Raw genomic sequence first — 18,113 nt, 5'->3', positions numbered from 1 at the left:
GGACCCCTTCGACGCCACGTCATATTGAGGCTTCAGGAGCCACGCCCTCACCCGATCCGCGTCTCGCCGCGGGCCCAATGCGCCAGCCGGCACGACGGGTTACACATGCAGCAAAGGACCAAAATCGTGAAAACGAAAGCTTTCGCCGCGCAGTCGGCCACCTCTCCCCTGGCGCCGATCATGATCGAGCGTGCCCAGCCCGGCGCCAAGGATGTCGCCATCGAGATCCTCTATTGCGGGGTGTGCCACTCCGACCTTCACGCGGCCCGGGGGGAATGGCCTGGCATGCGTTATCCGATGGTGCCCGGCCACGAGATCGTCGGCCGGGTCACGGCTATCGGCGACGCCGTGAGCAAGTTCAAGGTGGGGGACACGGTGGGGGTCGGCTGCATGGTGGGCAGTTGCCGCCACTGCTTCTCCTGCGATGACGGTCTCGAGCAATATTGCGAGGGACCCCATGGCTTCCTCCAGACCTACAACGGCTGGCTGGACGGTTCGGGAGAGACCACCTATGGCGGCTATTCCGGCGCCGTGACGGTGGACGAGCATTTCGCGCTCAAGATCAGCCATGACGCGGCCGACCTCGCCGCCACCGCCCCCCTGCTGTGCGCCGGCATCACCACCTGGTCGCCGCTGCGCCACTGGCAGGCCGGGCCCGGCAAGAAGGTGGGCATCGTCGGCATCGGCGGTCTCGGCCACATGGGCGTGAAGCTCGCCCATGCGCTCGGCGCACATGTGGTGGCATTCACCACCTCGGCCTCGAAAATCCAGGCCGCGCACGACCTGGGAGCCGACGAGGTGGTGGTCTCCCGCAATCCCGAAGACATGAAGGCCCATGCCCGCAGCTTCGACTTCATCCTGAACACGGTGGCGGCGCCGCACGACCTGGACGCCTTCACGGCGCTGCTGAAGCGCGACGGAGCCATGACGCTGGTGGGCGTGCCCTCCTCGCCCCACCCCTCGCCCGCGGTCGCGAACCTCATCTTCGGCCGCCGCTCCATCGGCGGTTCGCTCATCGGCGGCATCGCCGAGACCCAGGAGATGCTGGACTTCTGCGCCGCCCGCGGCATCACCGCCGATGTCGAGATGATCGCCATGGGCGATATCGAGACCGCCTTCGCGCGCATGCTGAAGAGCGACGTGAAGTATCGCTTCGTCATCGACATGGCGACCCTGTAGCCCCGGCCTCCTCCCGCGACAGGCGACCTTTCCCCGCGCCGCCTGTCGCGGGTCGCGTTCCAGGGACCGACGCACCCCTTGTTTGCAGATCCCTTCATGGGGTACCGTTCTCGAAGCTGCGGCAGGCTCGCAAGTACGGCTGGCGATCAAGGCAAAGACGAGGCTTGGGATGCCGAAAAGAGATATTCCGCCAACACCTCCGCCGCGCAGCGAAGCCGATGTTCACCGGCCGCAAAGGTGAACCGAACACCCGTGCCAGCGGGCGGAGATACGCGGTGTCTGAAGCCAAGACCACCCTTTATCCTCTGCTCTTCGGAAACCGGACCAAGGTTCAAGTCTGGTCCGTTCTCCAGATGCAGGAGCAGATGCAGCGCGCGTTAGGGTGGCACGCCGAATACAACGCCATTGGTGACAGTGCGGCTTTCACGACCCAGCAATCCTCGGTGGTGGTCAACGGTCTCAAAATCACGGCCCTGACACACACGCCGATCCGAACCCGCGTGGATGCGAACGAGCTCACCTTTTTCATGCCGGTGGACGGTGGCGCCATCCAATCGCGCGTGAATGGCGAGCATGTCCGCCGCGACCCCACCCGCGACGCGCTTCTGGCGCCGGAAGGAGAGCGGATTGGCACCGGCTCATCCCGGTCCCTCGTCGTCGCCAAGCGGGGCAAGGCGCGCGTGCTGGAGACCGCGCGCGCCATGCTCTCCGACGACGCGCGCCTGGATCTCGAGCGACCGACGGTGCTGTCCCTCGACATGGGAGAGATGAATTTCGACCTCCTGCTGCGCAGCGCCTGCAAGGCCTTGGATGCATGCCAGATGAATGGCCAGGCTGCGGCGGCCGTGGGCCTCGACGACCTCTTCTACCGCACCATCTGCGCCATGATGCTCCGCGGGCGTCTCTTTCCCGAGACCGCGAAGACGCCGGCGACAAGCGGCATCATGGGGAGCCTGGAACAGACCTGCCAATACATCGCCGCCCACCTCGACAACCGCATCAGCATGACAGAGTTGGAGCAGATCAGCGGCTTGTCGACACGATCGCTGCAATATGCCTTTCAAAAACGCTTCGGCTGCACGCCCATCACCTGGATCCGGAATGAGAGGCTGAATGCCGCCCGCGATCGGCTGATGGCCGCCAACGAAGACACGACCGTCACCAATGTCGCGCTGGCCTTCAGCTTCACCAACCTGGGTAATTTCTCAAAATACTATCTGGACAAGTTTGGCGAATACCCGTCGCAGACGCTGAGCACGGCGAGAATGAAAAACTAGAGTGTTTTCAATCCAAACCGAGCGCACGCCCGCGACAAAAGCGGATGGCGCACATGCTCCGGATGAGGCCGTGAGCCGGAGCGCCCTCACACATCGCTGATGTGCGTCTCGCAGATGTGCATCATGCGAGGGCGCTCCGCTCTCTGCTCAGTTCAAGGCCGATGCCGTCTTGGCCTGCGCTTCCGCCCGCTCCAGGAGCGCCAGCCAGCTCGTCTGCGACGCGAGGTGGAGCACGATCAGATCCAGCCAGCCCTTGGCATGGAAGTCGGCCACCACGTCTTTCGGCAGAGCACGGAACACCGCCTCGTCGATGAGACGGAAGCCCTGGACCACCTGTTCCCCGCCATCGGGTCGATTGATCCGCGCGGCGCGCTCCACCAGCAGATCCTGCGCCCTCAGGGCGGCGGTGAAGGCGCGGGTGCGCTCATATTCCAGGGCATAGGCATCGCAGAAGGCCATGGCGGTGCTGCCCACCTGGGTCGGCTTGCCGTCCGAGGTAAACAACGGGTCGGCGCCGTCGCGCGCGGCATCGGGGCTCACCCGCGCGCTTGTGGTGTCGAGGCCCAGCATGGTGGTGCCGCCGGCTTCGGGCGCGATGCTGATGAAGGGATAGCGACGCACATAGCCCGGCACATAGCTGCCGCTCGCCCAGGCGCCATCCGCATCCACGAACAGGTTGCGACCGGTGGTCAAGCCCGTCACGGCAAGCGGCATCGCCTCGTCATTGCTTGCGAAGACGATGGGATAGTGGCGCTGGGCCTGCGCGAACTCGGCCCCCACCAGCGGGATCGCCGCAGCCTCGGCCGCAAACCGGTAGCTGACCTGCGGGCGCAAGCCGAACTGCTTGTGCTCATTGAAACGCAGCAGCGTGGGCGCGCGATAGAACAAGGGATGGGGAGCGGCGACGCTGGAAGAGGTGTCGGCCATCGGAGATGCCTTTTGCTTGAACGCGAAATGGTGGCGGTTGGGATCTCAGGACTTCAGGCTGGCGTCAAGCGCCGGCGCGAACCCCTTGAACGAAATCGGCAGCGTCACGGTGCGCCGCGCACCGTTCTCGAACGTAAAGCTTCCCGCCTCGCCGGCCGAGCGCATTTGCTGGAGCGCCGCCTGATCCAAGGTCACTTCGGCGAAGCAGCTCTGAAGACACGTCTTGAATTCGAGCTGGAGCGGCTTGGCCTTGTCATCGACATGAACCTTCACCCCGGCCGGAAGCCAGACCCCCGGCGGGAGCTGAACGACGAGGCTGACCGGCCCCTTGGCATCGGCGCGACCCACGGCGATGCTGGCCACCATGCCCTGCCCTTACACCTGAAGGTTCTGCGCGATCTCGCAGACCCGGCCGGCCTCCTCCTGAACCACGCAGCGCAAAATCCAATCCTGGTAGGTGGCCGTGGTGGCCCCCGGCTGGGCGCCCACCGCCGCGGCGCCGGCGGCGGGCGGCGCCGCAGGCTTCTGCTGCGCCGACGTCGGCACCGCGGCGATGGATAGGAGGCCGACCGCACCAGCCAGAACCCAAACAAAGTGTTTCATCTTTTCACATGGTCCTTGTCAGAGGGCGTCCGGAAGGCTCGATCACACCCGACCGAGCCTTCAGCAAATCAGAACCTCAGCGAGAACTGGGCGGTGAAGGCGTTCTGCGAGGCCGAGGGCGCGAACTGGCCGGTGTAGACCACCCCCAGCGTCGCGGTATCGGACAAGCCGTAGCTGACGCCGGCATCAAGAAGCAGCGCATCGACCGCGACCGGCGCGCCCGTCACCTGGAACGGCGTGTCGCCCCCCAGGAAGCGCATGGCCGCTGAAGACGTGATGTCCCCGAAGGCATGCTGCCAACCCAGCGTCATGCGCGGCGTCAGCGTGCGTCCGAACAGCTCGACCGCGGCGGCGGCGCGGACACCCAGCGTGCTGTAGAGCGTGTCCATGGACGCCATGTCCACCGACAGCGCCGCGGCCTTGAACCCTTCGGAGAAGGACGCTCCGCCAACATTCACATAAGCCAGGCCCGCGAACGGCTCGAAGGCGTAGCCGCCCAGCGACAGGTCGTAGCCCACCTCGCCGAACAGCTGCGTAGTGCCCAGGGTGTAGCCACCATTCGCCGTCTCGTTGAAGCCGGAGAAGGCGACGGAACGGCTGACCGACACATCATGCCAGCCGTAGGCGAAGCCGCCCCGCAGCGCCACAGCGTCGAACTGCCCGCCGACATAGAAGCCCACGTCGTAATTGTCGCTGGTGGCACTCGACGACCGCGCGTTGACATCGATGCTGGACTGACTGAACCCGCCGAACACGCCGGCCCACGCATTGGCCCCGATCGCCGCATCCGCGCCGATGAGGAAACCGCCGAGGCTGTTGGCAATGCTCGCCGCGTTCCCGTCGCCGAAGCTCTTGCCCCAGCCGCCGTAGCCATGGGCCCACAACGTCACGTCGAGGTCCTGGCTCAGGCGGGCGGTGGCGGGGCCGCTCCCCTGCGCCGCCCGCGCCAGGGCGTCGGGCCCCGCAGCGGCCTGCCGCAAGCGCGCCCCGACCGCCTCGCGGACATAAATGGACTCCTGCTGGAGCACCGTGTCCACGGAGGCGTAGACCTCGCCCGAAAGGGCGTTGAACGCCGAGGCCACCGCTCCTTCCGGCAAGCCGAGAATGGTGTCGTAGATCGAGCTCCCCGCGCCCAGGGCCTGCGCCGCCACGGCGACGCCGGCCTCGTTCGAGGTCCGGGCATAGGTCACGAAGTCCACGCCACTGTAGAGAAGCGACAGATAAACATTCTGCGCGTCATAGGTGAGCGTCGGGTCAAGGAAGGCATAGTCGGAGGTCACGCCCCCGAAGGCGCCGGTCAAGGTCCCCGTCGTCGAGAGGATGGTCATCGCGCTCGATCCGGGATAGCGCCCCGGCTGCGCCTGCACCTCGACCGTCGCCGTCCTGGAGATGGTGACGGGGCCGGTGGCGGTGATGAGATCGTGAGCACCCTCCGGCGTCACGTCCACCTGATAGACCGCCCCGGCATTGAAGGCGACGGCGCCCTTCACCGTGAAGGTTCCCGGAGAATACCCAGGCGCGGCGATGCCGCCCTCATTCACCGTCAGCCCGCCGATGGTGGCGGTGCCGCCGAGGCGCCCCCCGTCATTGACGGTGAATGGTGATGACGACACCGTGCCCTTCTCCAAGGCGACCTGAGCCTGATCGACCGCCACCGGCCCTTCATAGGGCGACGAGAAGTTGACCTTGCCGTCACCGGTGAAGGTCACGAGACCGGTGCCGCTGATGGAACCGGTGAAGTCGTAGGTGTCCGACCGGTTGAACACCAACGTCGCATTGTTCACCACGTCGCCCACGATCGAGCCCGTGGTGCCGCCATTGCCGAGCTGCAACGTGCCGGAGGAAATGGTGGTGCCCCCGGTGTAGGTGTTCGTACCCGTCAGGATCAGCGTGCCGGTGCCGGACTTAGTCAGGGTGCCGTTGCCCTACACCACGCCCGACAGGCTCAGCGCCGCCCCGGAATCCACCGTGAAGGTGCCCCCGCCGGCCCCGTTCACCTGCGCCAGCGCCACCGCGCCGCCGTAGCTGAAGGTGCCGCTCGCCTGCAAGGCGCTCGGCCCGCGCAGCGACAGGCCCCCGGTGCCGAGTGCCCCGGCCGACGTCACCCGCACCGTGCCCGAGGTGACGCTCAGCCCGCCGGAGAAGGTATTCGCCCCGGTCAAGGTCAGCGTGCCGCTGCCCGCCTGGACCAGCGCCCCGCTGCCCGAGATGTCGCCGGAGAAGGTGTAGCTGTTCGCCCGGTTGAACGAGAGGGTGCCGTTGTCCACCACGTCGCCCACGATCGAACCCGTGGTGGTGCCATTGCCGAGCTGCAACGTGCCGCCGGAAATGGTGGTGTCCCCGGTGTAGGTGTTCGTACCCGTCAGGATCAGCGTGCCGTAGTCGCTCTTCTCGATACCGGTGGTCCCCGTGAAGGCACTGGCGATGGTGGCGACCGTCGCCGCGCCGGCGACTGTGCCGTCGCCCACCCGGATGGGAGCCGGCGACAGGCCGCTCAGCAGAATGTCGCCGCCCGTCACCACATAGCCGCTGTCGACGAACTGCATGCCGATGGTGGAGACCTGCCCCGCGCTGTTGTCCACCGTGACCGTGCCGGCCGTGCCCTGGAACACCGCGAACCCGCTGTTCCAAGCCTTGGAGATGGTTCCCGAGGCGTTGATCCAATTGGTCTGCAGTCCGGCGGTCCATGTTCCGGTGCCGCCCCCCGAATGCCGCCCGACGCGCCATCACCCCGCGGAATCGCCTGCGGAGTTCGCGTTCTGGCTTCGGGTTTCGCTGAGGACGTGGGTGGGCCGCTACCAGGATTGCGCAGAGGCCCATCGAGATTGCGCAACGGGAGGAAATAAACTCACGTCGTGCATTTGCGCCACACCGCACACGTCCGCCGGGCGCCGTCGCGGGCCGCGATCGCGCCGGTCCGGCCCGCGGCCCTCCGACAAGCCCGGAGCAAGGCCCCGCGCGCTGATCCGGCTCGGCCGCGATGACAACCCGGTCAGGTGCCCGACACGACCGACCGCTGCTTCGCGCTTCTGCGAATCGCCCGCTCCCGCTTCAAGCGCGACAAGCGCTGAAGCCAGAAGATCCCATCAAGCTGATCGATCTCATGTTGGAGGCAAATGGCGAGCAACCCATCGGCCTCCTCGGCCCGCTCGGCTCCGTCCAGATCCTGGAACGAGACGCGAACCCGCGCCGCGCGCTCGACCTCCTCCGCCACGCCGGGCATGGAGACACTGCCTTCGCGGTATTTTAAAACCTCAGGGGAAACCCAGATGACCCGAGGATTGACGTAGGTCCGCACCCCGTCATCCGCGGACAGCTCCAGCACCACCAGCCGCTTTGCGACACCAATGTGCGGGGCGGTGATGCCGATGCCGGGCGCCGCCCGCAAGGTCTCGAGCAGGTCAGCGGCGAGGAGCCGGAGGTTGTCATCGAACCGGATGACAGGCTCGGCCACGGCCCGCAGGCGCGGATCGGGAAATTGCACGATGGGACGCACCGTCATTTTCTTGGTCCCCTCCGACTGGAACAATTGGGCAACACCTGCCCCAGTCCCCATATGCCACGGCCGGCCGCCATGCGGATACATCGGAGCACCGCGGATGCGCGCGCAACCGCGCCCGCCCCTCCTGCCCCAGCGAAAGGGGCCCGATCGCGCCCCTTTTCGTTGCGTCCCGGGCTAGGTTTTCCAAATCCCCCGCGCCACCGGTGCGGTAGCGCGCACCCACCGGTGCCCTTCCCGACATCCCAAACGACAAACACACCCACAAATGCCGGGAACTCCGGCCAGCGGGTTCTTGTCTAGCGCCCTGCAGGTCGGCTAGTTTCCGCCATCCGGCGCTGACGCCTCCATGGAGGGGATGGCTTTTGATGTCCTGCCTGGAGGGCCGCCGTGGTCCTTAAATATGCGCCCCGAGGGAGCCGCGTCCTGGTCGCCCTGCGCCTAGCCAGAGAACGGCCGGCGATAGAGCCAGCCAGCCGACGCTCCTCGTTGATTCTTAGCCTCAGGTCAACTTGGCGCAAAACGCCGTCCAGCAGCGATCACACGAAGCCATTCGGCTCACCCCATCCTTAGGCCGCAACACCCAAAGACGCTCCGCCCCGCAAGCTCTTTGCAGAATTAGATAAGTGGATGCCATGAACTCCCAAACGTCGCGTCTGCGCGTTGCAATCTTTGCAGCCAAGGATCATGAGTTTTACGCCGGAAGCAGGTATCATGGTCTGATAATGGCCTATGCGCTCGCCCGCGCCGGTGCGGATGTGACCGTCATCACCGATGAACGGCCGCTGTTCAGCCGAGGGCTAGATCCCCTTGCTCCGGGACGGGTGGACTACCTTGTGTCCGCTGATTTCCGCAGCGGCGTGCCGTCGACCTCCTTTGACTTCGTCGTGCTGGCGCCGGTCCGCATCTTCCTGCCCGATTTTTACGAAGCCGCGTTCGAATTCGCAGCCAGGGCGAACGCGCGGATGGTGCTCATCAACTTCGCCTCCGGCAACTGGTTCAACGTATTCTCGCCGGAGCCCCTGGACCTGCGCGTATGGGACTATTGGCGGCGCGCGGTGGCCACGGGCGGGCTCGTTCTGTCGAGCACGGACGAATCCAACCGCTATGCCAAAACCTTCTATCACGGTGTGGGGGGCGCCGAGCCGCGCTTTGCAGTGTGCCCGCCTGCCATCAATTCACTCGCGGCCGACGCGGCGCGCGAAGTCGCCAAGGATGGATCTGTCATCGCGTTCTGCAACGGCTCCGGCACCGGACAGGACGGGCAGGATCTCTTGCACATGGATCCGCATCTGTTCGCAGGGCGCGCCCTCCACGTGGTCTCGGCAGAACCGGCAGACGAAACCTTCGCGGCCCTGCTCCGGCTGCGCTTCGGTGCCACCGTGACGCTGCACACCGCACTCACCGACGCCGAGCGGCTGTCCCTGCTGTCGGCGGCCCAGGCACTGCTGTTCCCGAGCTATTTCCAAGGCTTTGGCGACCTCCCGGCGGAAGCCGCTTATGTGGGCACGGAATGCGCCTGCTATGATCTTCCGGTCCTGAAGGAGACCGTGGGCGGCATCGCACATTTCGCCAAGCGCGGCAATGTCACGGACTTAAATACCGCCCTAGCCTCTGCTCTTGCTCAGCCGGCCCGCAGTCAGGAGCTGCACGAGGTAGCGCGTGCGCTGGTTCAGGTGGACACAGTCGGCGCGCGTCTGATCGACCTCCTGCGCCAGGCCTCCGACGGGCTGGCGACGTTCCCACGCGCCTTCCCCCAGACCCAATGGGGCCCGTTCGAGGGCGAAATCCCGGACGGCCGCGTGCTCCAAGGGGCGCCCATCCCCGCCCTGCTCCGCTCGGTGGCGAAAACAGCAGGTGGCGACCTCCTCGTCTCCTTCATCTGCTCCACGCCACGGCCAATCAAGGCCATCGCCCTGGAGGGCGCCGACGCTCCCCTCCTTGCGCCGCACGTTCGGACGCTGGACGCCCTCGGCCCTTGGATCGTGTCCCGGGTGACGGTGCTGCTGCCGGACACGAGCGAAGGGAATGTGTCTCTCACCCTGGCGGACTCCAGTAGCGCGCCGATCGACACGCTCCGCCTGCGGATCACCGGTGCCGACACGGCAATGCCCGCCTGGGTCACCGCCAAACTATTGGGTACAAAGCAGAACCACGCTTCCATTGAGCTGGAGTTGGACCCGACGAAAGCGGCGGATCAGATCGCGGTGAGCGCCGACGGTTCGACCTGGATCGAGGCGACGCCGGACAAACGGGGATGTGCCATCGTCGAGATCGACGCGGCAAAAGCGCAGGCCAACGGCATCACCGCCTACCTATTTCGAGCCGGCGCGCCCGTTGCCGCCCTGGGCGGGCTGCTGCCCCTGCCCGTAGCCCAGGAACAAGAGGGGCCGGGCGGTGGCGCAGGCTTCGGTCTCGTGTTGGCCCTGGGCGCCGAAGCCGCCGCCAATGCGCCTCAGAGCTATCGTCCGCAACTGAACACCGAGCTGCGCATTTCCCGCGCCGCCTACAGCCCCGCCAAGGGCATTCTCGAGGTCAACGGCTGGTGCCTGACCTCCGAGCCCTCCCACGATTTGTTCCTGGAAGTCGAGGGCACCACCATCGTTGCCCCCATCGACCCTCGGACCGAAGACCGCCGCGACATCTTCGACAAATACCCGCAATACAATCAGGTCAAGTCCGGCTGGCGGGTTCAATTCAAGCTCGACCAATTGCCCGAGCGCGCCAGCGCCCGCGTGACCTATGTCTCGGGCCGGCAGCTCCGCATTCACGACTGGCCGATCACAATCGCCGAGGCCGCTGACGTCCCGATGTCAAGCGACAGACTCAAAATTGCGAAATGCACCTACAGCATGCTGCGCAACCTCTGCTCGATCGAGGGCACGATCAGCAGTGAAGAGCCGGAGGCACCCGAATTTCGCGTCACAACCTCTTCCGGCGCGGAAATCAAACCCGTCTACAGCTTACTCGAAGACACCGACACCGACGGCAAGCGCCAATGGTCAATCAACATTCCGCTCGCGGGCCTGCACGACAGGGAAATCCTCACCGTCCATTTCGGCCGCCTTCAAGCCTCCAAAGACGTCACACCCGGCCAGGATTCGCCGCGCCGGCTCGCCGCGATGCGCCAGTCGGTGCAGCGCAACGAGGCGCCGCTACCCGGCAGCCTGCAACTCGCCGACATCGTCGCCCTGAAACAGCATGTGGACGCCTCGTCTGGGGCCGCGGCGACGGAGGGGGAAGTCTGCTATTTTCCCGCGTTCGACACACTGGAAGCCCTTTCGAACCACTATCACCGTGCGAGCTGGTATCTTACTGGCACCGGCTCTCCGATCACCTGCGTCACATTTGCCCTCGGCGACGAGATCAATTCACGGGACCTCACCATCCCTCCCCCGCCTGAGTATTTCGGGCGCAAAAGCACCAATGATACAACACTAGAGCTCATGTCGTCTGGAGCGTCTTACTTCGGCGCGCTGGTGCGCGCCGAAGTCATTCTGGTTTGGCGCCCCCTTCCACATGGACTACTGAATTACATCAGGCGCATCCTTCCCCGCGCCCATATTGTCCCCGTCGCCACGGATGATCCAAGCGCGGTTGAATATGGTCATTACTGCAACATCCCCTGGCTGCTGGCTCCGGAACAACAACGGACCGAAATCCTGAACGAAAGCCAGGAACGTTTCCGTCGCCTTCTGCAACGGAACAGGGCCGCCGGAAAGACCTGCAGCGCCGTTTTTGGAACAGGTCCTTCAATCGACGATGCCTTCGCCTTCGATTTTAGTGACTGCCTGGCCGTAGCCTGCAACTCCATTGTCGCCAACGATGCGTTGCTGGATCACATCCAACCCGCCATCATCTGCGCCGGCGATGCAGTCAGTCACTTCGGCGTTTCCACCTATGCCGAAACCTTCCGTGCTGATCTTATTCGCGCCATTACGACGCGTGACATTCATTTTTTCACATCGGCCAAGGTCGGCTTTTTCCTCATCCAAAAGCACCCGGAAATCCGCGACCGGGTCATCATGTGCGAACAGCGCCTCACGGGGCTCAACACAAACCTCGAAAACATCTGGGCGCTGCCCCGCTTCGACAGCACGCTGAACATCCACATGCTTCCGATCGCGGCGACCTTCAGCGACACGGTCTACATGCTCGGCCTCGACGGCCGGGCGCCGGACCCTGACGCCAACGAGGACTTCTGGGGCCATTCCAAGGACGCGCAATACCACGACCTTGTCGATTCCGGGCACCTCGCCCATCCAACCTTCGTAGTCAATCGCGCACAGTCCACCGAGGATCGCTTCATCGCCTCCGTCGAGGACGCCTTCCTGGCTGGAGAGGTCGTGGGCAAGTCCTTCTACGCCCTCGCGGATTCCTATACACCGGCGGTCCATGCTCGCCCGGCGCCCGCCCATTGCTTCGCACCGGGCGGCAATGGCTCCCCCCGCAAGCTCCAGGCGGCCAAGACGCCCGCAGCGACGTCCCCCGCGCGCACCGGCCGCCGCGCCCTGGTGGTCAGCCAGACCACGCGCCGGCATTTCTCCGGCGGACGCTATCACGTCACCATGTTGGCGGAAGCGCTCGCCCGCTTCTGCGACGACGTTGTGGTCTGGACCAACAACATGCCTCCTTGGTCGGGAGATCTCGGGTACAGCCCCTACCACGGCAAGGTCCGCTATTGCATCAACGATTGGATCGATGCTCCCGAAGGTCATTTCGATTACGTCGTGGTGGTGCCAGACGGCGCGCGGCTGACTCGCCTTAACATACAGACCTACGAGATCGCCCAGCGGTGCGGTGCGCGAACCGCCTTCGTGAATTTCGAAAGCCCGAACTGGTTCAATGGCCTCTCCCCGGACCCGAAAAAGCTCGCGGACGCCGATCATTGGTTCGCCTCCGCCTGCTTCTCCGATGTCATCCTGTCTTCCGCCGAGACCGCGATCCCGTTCGCGCGGAGCTTCTACAAGACCTTATTCCACGAGCCGGTCTTTGCCGCCGCGCCACCCTCCATCAATAGTCCCATTGCCGACCTCGTGCGGCAACAGCACCACCCGCGTGAAAAGCAGATCATCCTCATCAGCCGCTTTGGCAACGCGAGCGCACACAAAAACATCGACGCCATCTTCGACCTCGTGACACCGCAGATGGCGGGATATACCCTCGCCCTGATCGCCGGAACGGCCGACTTGCCGGATATGGATACTCTGGCCAGATTCCGCGCGCGCCTCGACGACATGGGGCTCAGCCTTAAGCTCCTGTACATGATCTCAGATCGGCGCAAGTTCGAGGAAATTGCACGCTCCGAACTGATGATCTTTCCGTCGTTGTTCGAGGGCTTCGGCTATCCACCCGTCGAAGCCGGCTACATGGGAACGCCCTGCATTGCCTATGACCTCCCGGTGTTGCAGGAGTTCAACCTCGACCACGCGTATTTCGCACCCTGGGGCGACGTTGACGCCATGCGGGCTCTGATCGCAAAGGTCTTGCAGACGCCAGTGGAATCCCGCGTCCGCACCGACCACCCGAAAGTGCGCGAGACCGTCACCCTCGACGCCTTCGCCCAGCGGCTGGAGGAGATCTTCAAGGACGATCCCGGAACGCGGGCGGTCAAGGGCTTTTCGGCTAAAAAATTCGAACTCGCGCGACAGGTTTATCTGGATGGCTGCCATGAGCCACATCTCTCCTACAGCGCCTTGAGCGGAACCGAGCTCAAGAATATTTCCGAGCGCTATCAAACCTATGTCCAAGTGGTCGACGATGCCCTTTCGGCGATGCGCGCGCGTCCGGAGGCTGCCCGATGAAACGCATCTTCTACAGTGATTACGGCGCGGAGCCCTCTCGGCTCCAACGCATCGAAGCGCTTCTGAGGCACCTCAAGGACAACGGCGCCGCCGTGTGTCGCACGAGCCGCCACCCCATAGAGAGCGTCGCACTCACTTTGCCACTTCCAAATTTTCTGCGGCAATCGACGTCAAAACAAGGCCTTACGCTCGGACAGAATGCCGATCCAAAGAATCAGCTTCTTCGGATCGCGGGCCAGACGCTGAACTACGATGTCCCCAAACGGGGGGCGGCCGATTGCTACGCCTCCGCCTATCTTTACAAATGCTACATTGAGGAGGAGCTCAGTCGTTTTGAGCCGGATCTCGTGATCCTGTGGCATCAGTTTAATGCATACCACTACATCATCGCGGCTTGGTGCCGCCGAAACAATGTACCCGTGATCTACGGAGAAAATGGAGTTCTCCCCGGCTCATGGTGTTTCGAGTTCGGTGGCCAGATGGCCGAAAGCTGGATCGCACGCGAGCCGAGCAGGTTCGCGGCCCTTCCCATCGACGGCACCGACATCGCCCATGCCCAAGCCTATCTGGAGCACGCGCGTCGCAATCGCCTGAGCCGCAAGACCGACATGACCGCCGTCTCCGAATCGGATTTGAGCCAAATACTGGCCGCCGATCCACGACCCAAGATCCTCTATGCCGGAATCAATGATTACAAGACCGGCCTGCAACCCTACACCACCACGCGCACTCCCCTTCATGCCGCCGACTTCATCAGCACCGAACAAGGCCTTCAGGCGCTCCTGCGGGTGGCACGGCGAAACAATTGGTATATCCTTTACAAGCCCCACCCCTCCACAACGCACGCAATCACCGCGGTCGCCGAACATGAGGAGTATTTGACGCTCATCGACAAGAGGATTGACCTCCTTGACCTTCTACCCCTGATTAACGTCTTAACAACCATTGTGTCGCAAAGCGCTTATATGTCCGTGATGCATGAGCGCCCCACGGTCATCATGGGCAAGATGCAATTGAGCGGATCAGGACTTGTTCGAGAAGCCCTGTTCAACGCGCAGCTGGAATCCGCGGTCAAGAAATCGATCGCCGACGGCAGCCGCAAGCCCAATCAGCGCCGCCTTCTAGAGCATATTGCCCGCTTGCTGAAATTTTATGTGATCTCGCCTGAATTCAGTGACCCCGGCCTCTTCAAATATAGTCTATCGGACTTCGCCCGGTCACTGCTCACCGAAATGCCTTCGCCTGCTTGCACTGTGAGAGCCTGACTCAAAGGCCGGCCTTCAGGCGGGGCGCCTGATGCTGAGCTGGATCGCGGGCGAGGGCGACGAAAGCGTGCAGCGTCTCGGCGAGGTTCTCCCAGTCCTTGGCGAGCCGGCGGTTGCGGCCAAACCACGAGAAGGTACGCTCGACCACCCAGCGGCGCGACAGAACGACAAAGCCGGACACGTGGTCGGTCCGCTTCACGATTCCCATGCGCAGGGCCGACACGGCAGCGACCGCGTCCTTCACCTGATGGGCATTGTAGCCCCCCCCCCGTCGGGGGGCGCTTCTTCAACCTGGTCGACCTCGTCAACAAGCTGGAGGCCGAGGCCCGTTCCGGCCGCCAGGGCCCGCAAGGAACGCAATAATTGGCCGATTATCTCTCCCGCAAGGGCTTCATCGTCCTCGACGAGCTCGGCTACCTGCCCTTCGCCCCGTCCGGCGGCCAGCTTCTGTTCCACCTCATCAGCCGGCTCTCCGAACAGACCTCGGTCATCGTCACCACCAACCTTGCCTTCGGCGAGTGGCGGAGCGTCTTCAGTGCCACCAAGATGACCACGGCGCTCCTCGATCGCCTCACCCACCACTGCGACGTCGTCGAGACCGGAAACGAGAGCGCGCGTTTCAAGAACCGGGCCTGACCGCCGCCACCATTGACCCCACTGCCGCTGCGCCACACCAACGCTCCGCGGCAGTGGGGTCAATGCTCCGGACCGGGCTCAATATTCGGCGCCGATATGAGGTCAGGTTTCCGTACCCATTGACAGCCACAGTGGTGGATGACCGCACTCGGGATTGCCTCACCCTGGCTGCGGACACATCGCTGTCCCGCGCGCGTGTCGCACGCGAGTTGGATCTGCTGATGGTCGAGCGCAACTGGCCAAAGATGATCGTCAGCGACAACGGCAGCGCGTTCACCTCCAACGCCATCCTCGCCTGAGCAGTGGCACAGTGCTGTGAACGGGAATACGTCATCCCGCTCCAAGCTCACCGCGCACCGGTGCCACTTTCCTGCAGGAGTGCGCGAAACATTGGCGGCGATGCATGAAGACCATATGGCCACGAGCAAGCGCTATTCCCTCTGGGCTTGCTCACTCCGTCCGCAGCGACAGCGGCAGGAAAACCAGGTCGTCGTGTTCGGGGGCCTCATCCATCGATTTCAATTCAGTCAGTTCGCCGCCGCGACCCTTGCCCAGACTCATCCGATGAGCCCGATAGCCGTTGCCTTCAAGCATGATGTAAAGGTCTTCTCGCGTTCCTCCCAGCATGGGAAGCAGCAGCGAATACTCGACGATGATGGCCGGCTGCTTTCCAAAGGCTCCGGAAATGAGCTTCTTTGCTCCACGGAGCGCGAGAAGCTCCGACCCCTCGATGTCCATCTTCATAACATCTGGCACCTTTTCTGTGCGCCCGATGATCTCGTCTAGGGTGGTCATCGGAACACGGATGGGTGTCGACAGATGTCCGCAGTCGCTCACGAACGGCACCGAAGATCCACGTTCGGCGTGATCCAGAGACACCACAGTGATCTTTTTTAATTGTTCATCAATGATATCGGTGTTAGCAGCCCCTTCCGCTGAAATCACGCGACTTCCGCCGACATTGTTTTGCGTTAACGGGTAAAAGAAGCCTTCACCCGATTGCGCACCGACCGCCGCCGGGATGATTTCAATGTTATCGATGCAGTTGCGACCAAAGGTTCCCGCTAGGCGTGCCGACATCGCCGGATTGCCCTCTACCGCCACCACCTGGCCATCGCGCCCGACCGCCTGCGCCATGGCCATGGCGATGTGGCCATAACACGACCCGACGTCCAGGGCCGTGCCGCCTCGGGGCAGCAGCCGGCGCAAAATGTCGATCACCCCATTCTCATAGCCTCCATCAAGCAGGAAGCGCCGGGCGATCACCTGATCTTCGTTCGGATTGGCAGCTACAATGTGGCCGGTGGACAAGCGGATATCAAGGAGGCCGCCGATTTCGTCATTGTCGATCATCGTTTCCACAATGGCCCGTCTCATGATGGCCGCCGGATTGGACGGTGCGCACCAGAGTGCCTGAAAGGCCCGGCTGGCCAGCAGGCGACGGCGGCCTCTTGGGGTCATGCGCTTGGCGAGGCCTTTGATATCCGCTCCGGACGCATCTCGGCTCAAAACGGCACCAAGCCACGGGTGGCGCGGGAGCTTCGCCGCGTTGGCGACCGTGGCTCCAACGGCCTTCAGTGGCAAGCGTGCGGAACCGATCCATTTGTTGTTGCGCACCAGGAGCGCTTCGACCACCCCATCGGCGTCGGCGCTACCAGAAACCATCTCCTGCGCCTCGAAGCCCGGGCGGGTACCCGCGAGCCAAGGGAAACGTTGCTCTACGTCCCGCCGCTCGCGCCATCTCGGTTGTCCGAAGGGCTGCCCGTTGAGGAATAGCGACAATTTATCATTGCCTGAGACGCCCACCGCCCAGCCGAGAACGCGAACATTGCGCGTCTCGCGGTCGAACACCGCCGAACTCAGGAAAACACGTGGCGACGTCACCTCCACCACGTCGGCAGCGGTCGACACCCTTTCTAGGTGCTCACCTTGGCCGCTTTCCCCTTGAAAACTGACCCGGACGCTCTGCGGTAATGCCTGCCCCGCAAGAATCGCCTCGATGCGCCACGCCCAAGAATTTCGTCCGTCGCCGAGATCGACCACGCTTTCCTCGTTGCGCTGTGCCACATAGGCGACGTCCAGCTCGGGCTGGGGCACGCTCACGATCACCTCGCAGATCGCCACCGGCGCAACGGCAATACCTTCGACCACAAGACGCCGCTCGCCCCAGTCGAATGTGGTGCGACTGATGCGGATCGTGGCCTGGGAGCGGTTCTCTCGCGTCATTGGGGGGATTTTTCACCGTTTGTCACCGTGCCGGCCTCCGCCTCCCCGCGAGAGGCGGACCTGCTCGTCCGGAGATTTCTAAAATCACTATAGAATCTCTTCATATAACGGAATGCCCCAGCGAACCATAGTGCCGTGACCGCCGCACATCGGTCCAACCGACCCTAGCACTACTTTGGCAGGATCAGATTGGCGGTCTCCAGATTGTCGTTCGATAGTGGGGGCATGTTCGTGCAGGTGATGCCGAGGAGAGTGTCCTGATGACGGCTCTGCGGACCTGGCCCTGCTGCCCCCCTTTTGCCCCGGCGGCGGAGACATAGGCGCGCACCACGGTGGAATCGAACATCTGGGCCAGATATGCCGTTCGGCTCAGGGATGCCAGGGTTTCGAAGAACAGCTCGAACACGCCAGCCTGGCGCAGCCGCCGGAACTGAACCGCGCCGGCTTTGTAGAGGCCGTTGATCGTCTCCGCGAGTGCGGTGTCGTAGGAATCTCCGACACCGCCGATCGAGGGAAGCACGCCGGCCTCGGCGAGGCGTTCGGTGTAGCGGATCGAGACCTATTGGACGCCTCGGTCGCTGTGGTAAACTAAGCCTTTTGACGTGACCCCCTGAAACTCCTCCAGAAATAGCTAGAGTCCGCCCGATGAAAGGGACGGACGAATGAAACGATCAAGGTTCACGGAAGAACAGATTAT

General features: G+C 63.7%; 11 protein-coding genes and 4 pseudogenes. 6 read left to right on the top strand and 9 right to left on the bottom strand.

The window, feature by feature from the left end:
• Positions 1-126 precede the first annotated feature (126 nt).
• Complete coding sequence (locus tag HUW53_RS08365; protein ID WP_237345298.1) at positions 127-1,179, top strand: NAD(P)-dependent alcohol dehydrogenase; 1,053 nt, start codon at positions 127-129, stop codon at positions 1,177-1,179.
• Positions 1,180-1,454: 275 nt separating this feature from the next.
• Positions 1,455-2,456: a helix-turn-helix domain-containing protein gene (locus HUW53_RS08360; protein WP_237345297.1), complete on the top strand. Its 1,002-nt coding sequence runs from the start codon at positions 1,455-1,457 to the stop codon at positions 2,454-2,456.
• A gap of 147 nt (positions 2,457-2,603) precedes the next feature.
• Here HUW53_RS08360 and HUW53_RS08355 read toward each other — a convergent pair whose 3' ends face one another.
• The 6 genes and pseudogenes from HUW53_RS08355 to HUW53_RS08325 form a co-directional block, all read right to left on the bottom strand.
• Positions 2,604-3,383: a SapC family protein gene (locus HUW53_RS08355; RefSeq protein WP_237345296.1), complete on the bottom strand. Its 780-nt coding sequence runs from the start codon at positions 3,381-3,383 to the stop codon at positions 2,604-2,606.
• A 45-nt stretch (positions 3,384-3,428) separates the two neighbouring features.
• Entirely contained in the window at positions 3,429-3,749 is a 321-nt protein-coding gene (locus tag HUW53_RS08350; RefSeq protein ID WP_237345295.1) for an invasion associated locus B family protein, read from the bottom strand.
• A gap of 9 nt (positions 3,750-3,758) precedes the next feature.
• Positions 3,759-3,986 (bottom strand): invasion associated locus B family protein, encoded by a 228-nt coding sequence (locus HUW53_RS08345; protein ID WP_237345294.1) that lies wholly within the window; start codon positions 3,984-3,986, stop codon positions 3,759-3,761.
• Between the two features lie 68 nt (positions 3,987-4,054).
• Positions 4,055-5,911 (bottom strand): annotated as a pseudogene (locus tag HUW53_RS08340) (autotransporter family protein); the annotation flags it as partial.
• Positions 5,912-6,598 (bottom strand): autotransporter-associated beta strand repeat-containing protein, encoded by a 687-nt coding sequence (locus tag HUW53_RS08330; protein ID WP_237345292.1) that lies wholly within the window; start codon positions 6,596-6,598, stop codon positions 5,912-5,914.
• A 380-nt stretch (positions 6,599-6,978) separates the two neighbouring features.
• A complete protein-coding gene (locus HUW53_RS08325; protein WP_237345291.1) occupies positions 6,979-7,488 on the bottom strand; it encodes a peptide deformylase in 510 nt (169 codons plus the stop codon).
• A 722-nt stretch (positions 7,489-8,210) separates the two neighbouring features.
• Here HUW53_RS08325 and HUW53_RS08320 point away from each other — a divergent pair.
• Entirely contained in the window at positions 8,211-13,289 is a 5,079-nt protein-coding gene (locus HUW53_RS08320; RefSeq protein WP_237345290.1) for a glycosyltransferase, read from the top strand.
• A complete protein-coding gene (locus HUW53_RS08315) occupies positions 13,286-14,554 on the top strand; it encodes a hypothetical protein (protein WP_237345289.1) in 1,269 nt (422 codons plus the stop codon). Before HUW53_RS08320 ends, HUW53_RS08315 begins: the two co-directional genes overlap by 4 nt.
• Position 14,555: 1 nt before the next feature.
• Here HUW53_RS08315 and HUW53_RS08310 read toward each other — a convergent pair whose 3' ends face one another.
• Positions 14,556-14,798 (bottom strand): transposase, encoded by a 243-nt coding sequence (locus tag HUW53_RS08310; protein ID WP_370877844.1) that lies wholly within the window; start codon positions 14,796-14,798, stop codon positions 14,556-14,558.
• A gap of 32 nt (positions 14,799-14,830) precedes the next feature.
• Here HUW53_RS08310 and HUW53_RS08305 point away from each other — a divergent pair.
• Together HUW53_RS08305 and HUW53_RS08300 are read left to right on the top strand one after the other, a co-directional pair.
• Positions 14,831-15,190: pseudogene (locus tag HUW53_RS08305) on the top strand (ATP-binding protein); the annotation flags it as partial.
• Between the two features lie 128 nt (positions 15,191-15,318).
• Positions 15,319-15,483 (top strand): annotated as a pseudogene (locus tag HUW53_RS08300) (IS3 family transposase); the annotation flags it as partial.
• A 157-nt stretch (positions 15,484-15,640) separates the two neighbouring features.
• On the opposite strand, the gene HUW53_RS08295 reads toward HUW53_RS08300, so the two are convergent.
• Together HUW53_RS08295 and HUW53_RS22055 are read right to left on the bottom strand one after the other, a co-directional pair.
• Positions 15,641-17,416 carry an FkbM family methyltransferase gene (locus HUW53_RS08295; protein WP_237345288.1) on the bottom strand — a complete coding sequence of 592 codons (1,776 nt, stop codon included), beginning with the start codon at positions 17,414-17,416 and terminating at the stop codon, positions 15,641-15,643.
• Positions 17,417-17,600: 184 nt separating this feature from the next.
• Positions 17,601-18,011: pseudogene (locus tag HUW53_RS22055) on the bottom strand (hypothetical protein); the annotation flags it as partial.
• Between the last annotated feature and the right edge of the window lie 102 nt (positions 18,012-18,113).

The organism is Xanthobacter agilis, assembly GCF_021730435.1.
In the GTDB taxonomy this organism is placed as follows: Bacteria; Pseudomonadota; Alphaproteobacteria; order Rhizobiales; family Xanthobacteraceae; genus Xanthobacter; species Xanthobacter agilis.
The sequence above is the reverse complement of the archived record's forward strand: the minus strand, read 5'-3'. Positions and strand labels throughout refer to the sequence as shown.